A 9,681-nucleotide genomic window follows, 5' to 3' on the forward strand; every position below is an offset into this window, starting at 1 on the left:
CTGCGAGCCTGAGGGCATATGACCATCCGCCGATGCCGGCGAAGAAGTGCGCTTGTCCGTAGGGTTTGATGTCATCGGGGCTTACGTCCAGGATGCTGCGTTCGTCCACGTCGCCGGCGGCAATGAGTCCGCGCTCGATCAGCACGCGCAACCATGCCGAAGCGTGCGGGTCGTTCTCGTTGTAGTAGGCGGGGCGCGTCAATCTGCTACTCTTTGCTCTGCATGCCGTGCGGACAATAGCGAACACATTCAGCATAGCCAGGACCGCCAGGTTCGCCATAGTCGAATTCTCCGGTCATCAGATCGACAAAAACAGCCTGCGAACAACCCCCCCACCCTAGCGGGCACGCCCGGCCACCTTCTGACTGCCACAATCTAGCGCCGCAACTTACTTCATCTCCGCCAGCAAGTTGCACCGCAGCGGTCAAAAGATCGTCAAGAAACATGTTCCACCAAACTCGTCACTTCGCCAACTACTCCACCAATCGCCCTTGCCGCCGCGCGCGTTCCGATTCCAGCCAGGCGGTTTCCAGCATGCGAATCCAGCGGTCGGATAGATCGAACTGCGCGGCCACCCGGGCGTAGCGCCCTTTGTCAGAGCACGGCAGCTTGGCGAGCGCCTCGATGATCGCCACGTTGCGCTTGCTGCACTCCCAGCGCATGCCCTGGGTGATGTAAATCGTCGATCCGCCGATGGCCAGGCGTACCGCTTCCGATGCCTTGAAGGCGATCTCCCCGGCCTCGCCCGGCGCCACGTCGTTCTCCCTGAGCGCCGCGTCTACCGTCTGCGCGATCAGCGCGAGGATCTCCGGGTAGTCCTCAGACAGTTGGAGCGCCATGCCGTGTCCTGGCCTTCCAGGCCTTGAGGGATTCGATAACCTTGCGGGATTGCTCGTCCGAGAGCCATCCGACCGCCCGCACGCCGGTCTGCCGCTCGATGAAAACGCCCAGCGCCCGCTCAGAACCGTCGCGCACCACGCCGGAGGCCGCCATTTCGAGCCACAGGGCGCGGATTTTCCCGGCCAGCGGATCGGTGGCCGCGCGATGCGCGGCGCGCTTGACGTTCTTGAATCCGCGGCTCTGCAGGTGTTCCAGCACCTTGCGGCGCTGTCCGGCGTCCAGATCGGCCGCCGAGCGCTTCGCGGTCAGCGTGAACAGCATCGTCCGGTAGGTGTCATCGTCCAGCCCGAGCTGCTTCTTCGCGATGTGGATCGCGCCAAGCTCGGCGGTTCGGATGTCAGCCCTGGGCATGGCCCTGCTCGATCCAGTCGACCGTGAGTTCATCGCGAGAAAGGCCGTCGCGCGGCACGAAATCCGTGCAGAACAGCCTGCCGTTCGACGACTCTCGCCACTCGTCGAATCGGCCAGCGAACGACCGCCCGAGGATGCCGCAAAGCTCGTCATCGCTGCACTCGTCCGGGCTGCGCCCCTCGCTCAACGGCTTGTCGCGGCCGCAGTTCGAGCAATTCAGTTCGATGAAACACAGGCCTTCCGAGCTGTTGCTCGGTTGCCAGGGCATCGAGTCTTGGGCGTGTTTCATATCCCGATTCCGAGCTTGTTGTTCCACAGCAGGGTTGCCGCCAGCCTGCCGATCCCGGCGTCCCAGTTTGCCGATGTAGGGCCGCGCGCCGCATTCCTGGCATAACACGGCATAGATCGACGGCAGGCGTTGCTTCGACCCCACGTCGAAAACCGTTACGTCAACGGTTTCGGCTGCGCAAGACGGGTAGGCACACAGCGTGCGTTCCAGTGACTCGTGGTTGTCGTCCATCATTCACCCGCCTGGTTCACGTACCCGGTGACCAGCGCATCCACCAGTCCGGCGGCGATCGTGCGCTCCGGCTTGATAAACACCGCGTCGTCGGCGCCGACCACGCTGCCGCCGATGCGCTTGATGTCAGCGACCGGAAGCATCGCAATCGCGGCCCTGACGAGGAAGTGCTTGCAGCCGATCAGACTCGCCGCCTGCTCTGGCAGCAGGCGTTGGATGCGCTGCATGGCCTTGTCTTCTGCGCGACTGATCGATCAGCGCATGCAGGCGCTTGTGCGCTTGCGCCGCCTCATCGGTGGCGGCGGCGAATTGAGCGACGCGAGGCTTGACGATCGCCTCGATGTCCGCGTTCAGGTTCCGGCGCAGGCCGTCCAACGCCGCGCACCTTTCGGCCAAGTCGCGGGCCGCGGCTTCGATCTGCTCCATTTGACTCATCGATCTTTCCCGTTTGATTGAAAATCGTTGCAGGTTGCCTTCGACAGCGAGCGAAACCCGTTTTGCTTGCACCATGCGAAGTAGCGTTTCTCGATGCGCCACTCCATGTGGGCGCACTTCAGGCAGACGCGGGTCGCATCCTGCCCGCTCTCCACCCAGCCGACCGACGCCTTGACTGCTTCGATCGTGCTCATGTCGGCAGGCTCAACTGGCCGATCAATGTGGGCAGCGGCATGCGGCGCATGGCCGACTCCAACAGGAGCGAGTGCATCGCACGACTTCGCAGGAAGCGACACGTCTCCTCGACCTCCTCGGCCCGCTCGCCAATGAAGTACCCGTCGGCCGGCTTGCCGCACAGCGCGATACCGTCGAACCGCGCCTGGGTGATGAGCTTGCGCAGTTGGCGCAGATCGCAACCCAGATAGGTCGCCAGGTCCGCCGCGGAGATGCCGCGGCCCGCCCCCACATGGCCGCCGGTGTACAACACCTGCAGCATCTCACTCATTGTCGGTGTCATCGTTTCCGTCCTGTGTGCCCGGCGCTCTCGCCGCAAAGCCCTTCAAGAAGTCCCTGATCTCGGTCGGCATCGCGCGAGAGGGCGCCGACTCTTCTGTTTGCACCATCCTTGGCGTGTAGCGCCGCTGCGCTTCCTGCTGCGCTCGGCCGCCGCTTCCGCGCGCTCGCCCATGCCGGACAAGATCTCGAACAGGTAGCCGTGGTTGGTCATCTGCTCGATCGCCTCGCGCCAGTTCTCGACCGGTGCCGCGTAGGTGATGCCGTTGCGCTCGATCCGTCCCGACTGGATCGCCGGCAGCAGCTCGCCCAGCAGCCGCGCCACCCGGTCCATCGTCAGCTGCCGCTTGGCCGGGCGGAACAGCCCGAGGTAGCGCACCAGCGCGGTCGCCAGTTGCGGGCTTACCTGCAGGGCAGCCGCCAGGGCCGCCCGTGCCCCCTCGTGATTCACGCAGGCATCCAGGCTGGTGACCGATCCGCAGGCGGCGCAGGTGATCTGCATGTTAGTGAAGCTCCGCCTTTCCGGTATCCGTGGCGGACGTCAATTCGGCTATCCGTTGTGATGCCGCCTTGTCGGCCAGTGAAAGGATTTCCGAAATCCGTTCCACCGGTATCGCCTCGGCAGTCTCCATTGCGTGCGCGAAACCGAGCACTCGCCCGTGCTCAAAGGCGACAGCAACTACGTTTGGCGCCTTTGAGGTATTACGGAGGAAAGTCATGACGAGGCTCGAAAACACCGCCCCCCACGAAATCGGCGTATCGGCGCTCACGGCTCGACCCCCGACACCAGCATCCGCGCCAGCCGCCCGGTCTGTTCCGCATCCAGCCGGATCAGCTCGTCGCCGCTGCCGATCGTCAGGCCGCCGTCATCGGACAACAGCCAGTACGGCGTGTAGTCAACGCCAGCCGACTCCTGCGGCAGCGTCGTGTCGTCGATCACGATGTTTTCGACACCGCCGTCGCCGGCCCGGCGCCGCAGCGCCTCGCAGGCTTCGGCGAACGGCCTCGGAGGCGGCTTTGCCGTCGGGTCGGTAGCCGGGGGCAGTAGCACGTTGAACTGACTCCAGACGGGAACGCGCCCGCCATCGAACGTGGCACCCCCGGCGGATGGGCGAAAGGAGGGGCGCTCATCCGCCGGGGTGCTGCTGCCAACGGCCTGACCAGCTTCCGCCTTCAGGCTGCCGGGGTTTTGCCCCACTCCCGGCTTGGGGGCCCCCGCGTCATCCATTCCGCGGGGGTCGGTGCTGCGTCTGTGCAGCCAGAACTCGTGTGTCGTACCTGCGCCGTCGGGTATGCGAACCTGCGCCTGCGAAGCAAAATTTGCCGTCAATGACTCTCCTGTTCGTTCAGCACGCGTTGGCGCGTGGGCTGACATCCTTGTTGCGGCAGAATGTGCAGAGGCGGTTGTGCGGTCCCTCGCTGGTGAATTGCTGCCCGCAGCACAGGCACTTTCTCGGCCCGGCCCGGCTCACCGTTCGAAACTTCTTGCGGGCGGCGATCCCCGTCACGCGCAGTCCTTCGCGCTCCGCGATCTGATCGTCTATCAGCGGCCTGAGCCGGGCGTGCCGCTGAATCACAGACTGCTCGGTGCGGCCGAGTTTCCTGGCGATCTCGCGCAACAGCGCACCCTTGGTCGCGCCGTCTCGGTGGTTGAGCATGGCCTCGACGATCGCGCTGTCCTCCATCTCCAGCCACTTCTTGTGGGGCGTCTCAGTGGCCATCGAAGCGCCCGTCCAGTTCGAGCCACAGCACGCGCACGCCGCCGCGCTGAAACTGCCCGGTGCGGTGCGTGCCGGACGGTCCGGTTACCCGCTTGTAGTAAGTGGCATGGTCGCCGGCGACCATTTCCGACAGCCGCGCGCTGGCGGCGAGCTGGATCGTCGGCAGCCCGCCGGTCGGTTCGATGCTGACGCCGATCAGCGTGTGCCCTTCCTGCATCAGTTGCCCGGCCACCGCAGACAACAGATCGAGCTGTTCGGTGACGATCTCGTTGATCGGACGCAGCCTGCGCACGCCCCGGTCGGTGCTTACCGTAGTGATGTCCTGCATCTCACGCTCCCTTGATGACTTCTGCGTTGATTCTCGGAATGCCGAGTTCGGCGGTCACGTTCATCGCCCGTGCGGTCAGGTTGTTGACCGCCAGCGGGTACAGCATCGACACCGCCGCGCGCTGGCCGCCGCGCATGTTGAAGGTCAGCCGCGCGCGGATCGCGTCGAACGCGTCCGGCGCGAACACCTCGCCGAGCGGCTTGGCGACGCGCTCGAATTTCAACCCCAGGTACTTTTCGACGTTGTCATCGAGCGGCATCAGTTCCACCATCTCGCAGCGCTGCACCACCTCGCGCAGCATCGGGTTGCGCTCGTCCAGTTTCACCTTGAGTTCCGGCTGGCCGATCAGCGCGATGCCCAGCAGCGCGCGCAGTCCGTCCTTGAGTTCGCGCCAGCGCTTCAGGTGCTTGAGCGTCACCACCGGCAGCGCATGCGCCTCTTCGATCAGCAACAAGTGCCGATAGCCGGCGCGTGCGCTCTGCTTGAGCAGCTCGTGCGCCTGGCGGAACTTCGCATCCGCGCTCTGGCGCACAGAGGTATGCGGCGACAGCGCCTCGATCACGCTCTCGGCGATCTGGCCGCTCTTCAACTGCTTCCCCTTGCGGTCGTTCTCTTCCATCCTGACCACATAGGGCTCGATCAGCATGATCTCGTGGCCCCCGGCCTCGATGCGCTGCGCAGCTCCTCCACCAGCGTGGTCTGCTCGAGCCTCGACTTGCCGCTGATCGCGCGGAACCTGCCGTTGCGGGCTTCGCGTCCCGGCGCGCCTCGCGGGCGTAGCGGTAGTCTGGCCACATGAAAATGTCCTCCTGGCGCTGCACATCGTCCGAGAACGGCGATGCCAGAATGCCGAAGTGCTTGCGGGTGTGCGGGCGCACGGATTCGGCACGCAGCAGCATGTCGGTCTCCTTTTCGGTTGGAAGGGTTTGCGGGTCGGCCAGGCGGGCCGCGCGGCCGGTCACGGCGCCGAGCGGCAGCACGTTGCGGTACGCATCATCCGGATCGATCTCGAACGCGCTGGCGATCAGCGCCTCGGCAACGCCGTGAGCGCGCAGCAGATCGGCGGTCTGGCGCATGATCTCCTCGCGGGTCGTGAGCTTCGGCCAGTTGCCGTAATTCAGAATGTGCTGGCCGGCCGTCGGAGAGAGCGGCTTGCCACGCACATGGCCCCGCGTCTGCACGACGGCTTTGGTCCAGTCGCGCACGGAGATGCCGGAATCGATCAGATTCCTTCAGCTTGGGGCATGCGGATGAACCCGGTTATCGTAGGCGGGCGCGCCCATCGGGGCCTCCGCTCGGAATGGAACGAACCATGTAGAATCTCCTTGTCTGTACTACCGGGCGCCTCGACTCCCCGTCTGTGCGCCCATCCTGGTGCGGCCTTGCCGGGCCGCACCACCCCACTTCAAAGCCTCATCCGGTGTGCGAAAACACGAGCCACACCGCCAGCGCCTGGCACCATGCCGACAGGGCTGCAGCCGTCCAGCCGGTTGTCATCAGGTAGGTGCGCGCGCCGCTTGCCTCGCCGTCGAACTCGGCGGCCAACGCCTCGGCGTGCCGATCGATTTCAGTCAGGCGATGGCGGGCGAACAGCCCAAGCGCAATCGCGAACAGCGCCAGCCATGCCAGTGTCACCAGCTCCAGCAGTTCCATTTCACCCCCAACGGCACGCAAGACCGGTGCGCCCTTCAGCCGCGCCGCATAGGCGTCGAATTCGCTTCCGGCAGGCCGTTCGGCCAGTCGCGGGTGACGCAGGCATACAGATCGGCGCGCGCGACGCCGGCCGCACGCAGCCGCCGGGAGGCCTCCACCGCGCCCAGCGGCTCGGCCTCGACCGTGCGGCTGGCCAGTTCGATCGCCGTGCCGCGGCGCAGGATCGCGGCCGGAATTGCCGCCTCGCCCAGGTAATCGAGCGCATCGACTTCGCCGTTGAACGCGCGCCATGCGCTGGCGCGCTTTCTTCACCTCGACGGTGAGCGCCGGAGGCGAGCGCCTCCAGCTGCTTGCCGGCGCGGTCGGCATCGGTGCCGGCGCGGCGGGCGTAGGATTCACTGATCACCGGCGCCGAGGTGTGGCGGCCGTAGTCGTCGTAGCTGTCGGCGATCGGTTCCAGGCGATGCAAGTCGTTTTCGCCGTCGAGCGCGGCACCTGCAAGTGAATCGCGCACTCGCCGTAGATCAGCGGCGTGAGTTCTAGCTTGTCGCCGACGCAAATGCTCCTTGATGCCGGCCACGTCGTACACGCTCGGCCGATCGCCGCGCGGGTGGCGGTAATTGATCTGCAGCGTCTTGCTGACGGTGCGCGTCTCGACCTTGCCTTCTAAGAACTGCTGCAGCACCGACGCATCGGGCAGCAGGCGCAATTGCGCTTGCGCGATGCGCAGCCACAGGTCGTAGCGGGCCATCGGCTCCGGCAGGCCGCGCCGATGCAGCCGGGTGTCCTGCCCCGGTATGGCGTTGGCGTTGTAGGCCTCGGCCCATATCGCCGCCTGCCTGTTCAGGTCTTCGACGCAGTCGACCGGCTGCAACTGCAGGCGGCACTCGAACTGGGTTTCGACCAGGTTGTTCGCGCCTTCCACGCTGCCCTTGGCGCGGGCATTGCCCGCCTCGTGGGTGACGATCCGCGTCTCCAGCGCGCGGCACAGGTTGGCGATCGCGGTCGCGGTGTTGGCGCTGCCCTTGTCCATCATCAGGATGTCGGGCACGCCGTGAAACCGCCGGCCGTCCTGCTTGGCCCAGGCATTGACCAGCGCGCGGAACAGGTTTTCCGGGCTCTCGCCCTTGGCCTCGACATACCAGGGCACCACGATGGCGCTGGCATGATCTGTCAGCGTGTAGCGCCACACCTTGAGCTTGATCTGCGCCACGCGGTCGAGCTTGTTCTTGTAAAACTCGTCGTCGCGGATCACGTACTGGCGCCCGCGCAGGTAATAGACCAGGCACAGCGACGGGTCGATCTGATGCACATGGTTCGGGTGCAGGCTGCGCAGTTCGACCGGCGCCTGCGCCTCGCGCTGGCTCGCCACGTCGAGCCGGCGCGCCCGCATCAGCCGGCGCAACTGGCTGGCCCCGACGCTGATGTCATGGCCGTTGGCAAGCGCGATCGAGGCGGCGACAGGCGTGTGCCGCGTCTGCTTGCCGTTCTTGCGCAGGCTGGTGGCTTCGACGGCGGCGACGAATTCCAGTGCCTGCATGCACTGGCCGGTGCTGCCCTTGTCAGCGCGCGCCTTGCGTCCCGAAGTCCAGCCCACATGCGCCAGCCGCGCATAGAACGTGGCCCGCGACCAGCCGTGCAGGCGTCGCGCTTCCTCGACGATTTCACCGGCTTCGCCGTGCCCGGCCGCTTCCAGCCGGGCCGCGTAGCCCATCAGAATGTCGAGCTGCTCCCGTGTATAGGCCATGTCGTCGGCGCCGTCTGTCACGATGCGGCAGGGTCTTCTGGAAGCGCGGTGGCAGCCGGTTCCGGCTGGGAGGGCGGACGCGCCGCCAGGGCATCCAGATCGCCGAGCGGCTGGGCGTCGAGCGACTCGGCGAAGGCGCCGAGCGTCTTGTCATGGCGCTGCGAGAGGGCGACCAGCATCTGTGCGATGCGCTTCAGTCCATCGGAGAACGGCACCGCCACCGCCGCCAGCACCGCCTCCTCGTCTTCGCGCGAACTGAAATCGGCGGTCAGAATGCCGGTCTGCAGCGCATCGAGCCGCGCGAGGTGCTCCTGCACGATATAGAACAGCGCACTGGCTTCCTGGTTGTAGTCGGCGGCCCGCTCGTCCCACGGCCGCGATGCCAGTGTCTTGATCTTCAGCGCGTTGATCTGCTCGTCCTTGTCGGCGACCAGGGTGGATTTCTCCGCGATCACGCGGTCCTTGGCCTCGACTTCGGCGCTCAGCGCGGCGGATTTCTTGGCGTGGGCGACCGCCATGTCCTCGATCAGCTCGCGGATCGTGTCCTTGTCGCCCTCGTCGAGCGCCTGCTTGAGTTCCGGGGATTCAAGCAGGTTGCCGCGCACCTCATCCGGCAGCGCACGCAGCTTGCGCAGATCGCGGTAGCCGGCACCGACCCTCTTGAGTGCACCCATCGCTTCGCCACCGAGCGCCGAAAGGTTGAGCAAACTTTCGACCTTGTTGGCCGACAGCCCGAGCGAGCGGCAGAATCGATCCCATGTATTTAGCCGACAGTCGGCTATTGCTGCCCGTTCTCGTCGAGCACAAAATTGGCCGGCAGCGCTCTGTAGAGCTTGAGTTCGCGCACTGGGCAAGTTCTGACAAATGACCACGCCGGCCATTTTTGCGATCGCCTTTGAACGCCTGCGCCTGCCCGAGCATCTGTTCGCCAGTCACTTTTCGCCATAAGCGGCCTGCACCGTGGCGAGAACGTCGGCCGCTTTGCGGTCGGCATCGATCCGGTCCTGATCGAGTTCCGGCTCTGGATTGACCGCGACCGGCAGCGTCTTGCGTCCGCGGCTCATGATGCGGTCCTCGTGTAGCGCTGGTGGATTTCACCGACCCGCGACTCGGCGCGCGCCAGGGCGTCGCCGAACTTGATGCCGATCTGCACCAGCTTCGGGCCGAGCCGCCAGCGGCCGGTCTCGGCGATCTGCTCGGCGTAACCGGCTTCCTTCAGATTCGCCAGGTCGCGTAACCGTGCTGGCGCCGGGCCTTGAGTTCTGCGCCAGCTCGCTCGGGACAGGCCGAGCAGTTCGTTGCCGGCGAGAATCTGAGCGAGGCGAGGATGCGCTGCTGCGCGTCGTTGATGTACTGTTGCATGGTGCGAAATCCCTTTGTCTTGGATAGAATCCGAAAGCGGCTCAGGCGGCCTGCTTGTGGGGCACGATCTTTAGCCCCAACTTGACTGCTACCTCGTGGGATCGGCCGCGGTGTCCCTTGTACTGGCCGTTGAGCACGCAATAGACGAAGT

General features: G+C 65.6%; 19 protein-coding genes and 1 pseudogene. 2 read left to right on the top strand and 18 right to left on the bottom strand.

The annotated features are described in order from the left end of the window. The 5 genes from IPK65_12795 to IPK65_12815 all read right to left on the bottom strand — a co-directional run. A partial coding sequence (locus tag IPK65_12795; GenBank protein MBK8163966.1) for a DNA cytosine methyltransferase occupies positions 1-202 on the bottom strand: 202 nt, incomplete at its 3' end. A 271-nt stretch (positions 203-473) separates the two neighbouring features. Beyond that, a complete protein-coding gene (locus IPK65_12800; GenBank protein MBK8163967.1) occupies positions 474-839 on the bottom strand; it encodes a hypothetical protein in 366 nt (121 codons plus the stop codon). Beyond that, complete coding sequence (locus IPK65_12805) at positions 820-1,251, bottom strand: regulatory protein GemA (protein ID MBK8163968.1); 432 nt, start codon at positions 1,249-1,251, stop codon at positions 820-822. The genes IPK65_12800 and IPK65_12805 overlap by 20 nt, the downstream gene beginning before the upstream one ends. Next, on the bottom strand, positions 1,238-1,774 hold the full coding sequence (locus IPK65_12810) for a hypothetical protein (protein ID MBK8163969.1): 537 nt from the start codon (positions 1,772-1,774) through the stop codon (positions 1,238-1,240). The genes IPK65_12805 and IPK65_12810 overlap by 14 nt, the downstream gene beginning before the upstream one ends. After that, entirely contained in the window at positions 1,771-1,998 is a 228-nt protein-coding gene (locus IPK65_12815; protein ID MBK8163970.1) for a hypothetical protein, read from the bottom strand. Before IPK65_12815 ends, IPK65_12810 begins: the two co-directional genes overlap by 4 nt. Between IPK65_12815 and IPK65_12820 the strand changes: the two genes are divergently transcribed. Further along, positions 1,997-2,227 carry a hypothetical protein gene (locus tag IPK65_12820; GenBank protein ID MBK8163971.1) on the top strand — a complete coding sequence of 77 codons (231 nt, stop codon included), beginning with the start codon at positions 1,997-1,999 and terminating at the stop codon, positions 2,225-2,227. The two genes, IPK65_12815 and IPK65_12820, sit on opposite strands and share 2 nt — an antisense overlap. On the opposite strand, the gene IPK65_12825 is transcribed toward IPK65_12820, so the two are convergent. The 11 genes and pseudogenes from IPK65_12825 to IPK65_12875 all read right to left on the bottom strand — a co-directional run bounded on the left by IPK65_12825 (position 2,203) and on the right by IPK65_12875 (position 8,842). After that, entirely contained in the window at positions 2,203-2,400 is a 198-nt protein-coding gene (locus IPK65_12825; protein ID MBK8163972.1) for a hypothetical protein, read from the bottom strand. The genes IPK65_12820 and IPK65_12825 overlap by 25 nt on opposite strands. After that, positions 2,397-2,723 (bottom strand): hypothetical protein, encoded by a 327-nt coding sequence (locus tag IPK65_12830; protein ID MBK8163973.1) that lies wholly within the window; start codon positions 2,721-2,723, stop codon positions 2,397-2,399. Before IPK65_12830 ends, IPK65_12825 begins: the two co-directional genes overlap by 4 nt. 42 nt (positions 2,724-2,765) lie before the next feature. Continuing rightward, a complete protein-coding gene (locus IPK65_12835; GenBank protein ID MBK8163974.1) occupies positions 2,766-3,221 on the bottom strand; it encodes a hypothetical protein in 456 nt (151 codons plus the stop codon). 1 nt (position 3,222) lies between these two features. Then, positions 3,223-3,489, bottom strand: a complete 267-nt coding sequence (locus IPK65_12840; GenBank protein MBK8163975.1) for a hypothetical protein — start codon at positions 3,487-3,489, stop codon at positions 3,223-3,225. Next, positions 3,486-3,947, bottom strand: a complete 462-nt coding sequence (locus IPK65_12845; GenBank protein MBK8163976.1) for a hypothetical protein — start codon at positions 3,945-3,947, stop codon at positions 3,486-3,488. Before IPK65_12845 ends, IPK65_12840 begins: the two co-directional genes overlap by 4 nt. Positions 3,948-4,065: 118 nt before the next feature. Next, on the bottom strand, positions 4,066-4,440 hold the full coding sequence (locus IPK65_12850) for a hypothetical protein (GenBank protein MBK8163977.1): 375 nt from the start codon (positions 4,438-4,440) through the stop codon (positions 4,066-4,068). Further along, a complete protein-coding gene (locus IPK65_12855; protein MBK8163978.1) occupies positions 4,430-4,768 on the bottom strand; it encodes a hypothetical protein in 339 nt (112 codons plus the stop codon). Before IPK65_12855 ends, IPK65_12850 begins: the two co-directional genes overlap by 11 nt. Position 4,769: 1 nt before the next feature. Continuing rightward, positions 4,770-5,667: pseudogene (locus IPK65_12860) on the bottom strand (AAA family ATPase). Between the two features lie 514 nt (positions 5,668-6,181). Beyond that, the gene (locus IPK65_12865) at positions 6,182-6,421 is read right to left on the bottom strand and encodes a hypothetical protein (GenBank protein ID MBK8163979.1); all 240 of its coding nucleotides are present in this window, start codon (positions 6,419-6,421) and stop codon (positions 6,182-6,184) included. Between the two features lies 1 nt (position 6,422). After that, positions 6,423-8,189 carry a DDE-type integrase/transposase/recombinase gene (locus IPK65_12870; protein ID MBK8163980.1) on the bottom strand — a complete coding sequence of 589 codons (1,767 nt, stop codon included), beginning with the start codon at positions 8,187-8,189 and terminating at the stop codon, positions 6,423-6,425. Continuing rightward, positions 8,186-8,842 carry a hypothetical protein gene (locus IPK65_12875; protein MBK8163981.1) on the bottom strand — a complete coding sequence of 219 codons (657 nt, stop codon included), beginning with the start codon at positions 8,840-8,842 and terminating at the stop codon, positions 8,186-8,188. Before IPK65_12875 ends, IPK65_12870 begins: the two co-directional genes overlap by 4 nt. A 413-nt stretch (positions 8,843-9,255) precedes the next feature. On the opposite strand from IPK65_12875, the gene IPK65_12880 reads away from it, so the two are divergent. Then, complete coding sequence (locus IPK65_12880; protein MBK8163982.1) at positions 9,256-9,405, top strand: hypothetical protein; 150 nt, start codon at positions 9,256-9,258, stop codon at positions 9,403-9,405. On the opposite strand, the gene IPK65_12885 is transcribed toward IPK65_12880, so the two are convergent. After that, positions 9,384-9,530 (bottom strand): hypothetical protein, encoded by a 147-nt coding sequence (locus IPK65_12885; protein ID MBK8163983.1) that lies wholly within the window; start codon positions 9,528-9,530, stop codon positions 9,384-9,386. The genes IPK65_12880 and IPK65_12885 overlap by 22 nt on opposite strands. A gap of 41 nt (positions 9,531-9,571) precedes the next feature. Next, positions 9,572-9,681 (bottom strand): DNA-binding protein (locus IPK65_12890; protein MBK8163984.1); only part of this gene is annotated, 110 nt, incomplete at its 5' end.

Source organism: Gammaproteobacteria bacterium (assembly GCA_016712635.1).
Taxonomy (GTDB): Bacteria; Pseudomonadota; Gammaproteobacteria; order SZUA-140; family SZUA-140; genus JADJWH01.

What these genes read in the sequence shown, in the direction of transcription:
- IPK65_12800 (MBK8163967.1), bottom strand. Translation starts at nt 839, where the DNA reads ATGGCGCTCCAACTGTCTGAGGACTACCCGGAGATCCTCGCGCTGATC.
- IPK65_12805 (MBK8163968.1), bottom strand. Translation starts at nt 1,251, where the DNA reads ATGCCCAGGGCTGACATCCGAACCGCCGAGCTTGGCGCGATCCACATC.
- IPK65_12810 (MBK8163969.1), bottom strand. Translation starts at nt 1,774, where the DNA reads ATGATGGACGACAACCACGAGTCACTGGAACGCACGCTGTGTGCCTAC.
- IPK65_12820 (MBK8163971.1), top strand. Translation starts at nt 1,997, where the DNA reads ATGGCCTTGTCTTCTGCGCGACTGATCGATCAGCGCATGCAGGCGCTT.
- IPK65_12815 (MBK8163970.1), bottom strand. Translation starts at nt 1,998, where the DNA reads ATGCAGCGCATCCAACGCCTGCTGCCAGAGCAGGCGGCGAGTCTGATC.
- IPK65_12825 (MBK8163972.1), bottom strand. Translation starts at nt 2,400, where the DNA reads ATGAGCACGATCGAAGCAGTCAAGGCGTCGGTCGGCTGGGTGGAGAGC.
- IPK65_12830 (MBK8163973.1), bottom strand. Translation starts at nt 2,723, where the DNA reads ATGACACCGACAATGAGTGAGATGCTGCAGGTGTTGTACACCGGCGGC.
- IPK65_12835 (MBK8163974.1), bottom strand. Translation starts at nt 3,221, where the DNA reads ATGCAGATCACCTGCGCCGCCTGCGGATCGGTCACCAGCCTGGATGCC.
- IPK65_12845 (MBK8163976.1), bottom strand. Translation starts at nt 3,947, where the DNA reads ATGGATGACGCGGGGGCCCCCAAGCCGGGAGTGGGGCAAAACCCCGGC.
- IPK65_12850 (MBK8163977.1), bottom strand. Translation starts at nt 4,440, where the DNA reads ATGGCCACTGAGACGCCCCACAAGAAGTGGCTGGAGATGGAGGACAGC.
- IPK65_12855 (MBK8163978.1), bottom strand. Translation starts at nt 4,768, where the DNA reads ATGCAGGACATCACTACGGTAAGCACCGACCGGGGCGTGCGCAGGCTG.
- IPK65_12865 (MBK8163979.1), bottom strand. Translation starts at nt 6,421, where the DNA reads ATGGAACTGCTGGAGCTGGTGACACTGGCATGGCTGGCGCTGTTCGCG.
- IPK65_12875 (MBK8163981.1), bottom strand. Translation starts at nt 8,842, where the DNA reads ATGGGTGCACTCAAGAGGGTCGGTGCCGGCTACCGCGATCTGCGCAAG.
- IPK65_12885 (MBK8163983.1), bottom strand. Translation starts at nt 9,530, where the DNA reads ATGCAACAGTACATCAACGACGCGCAGCAGCGCATCCTCGCCTCGCTC.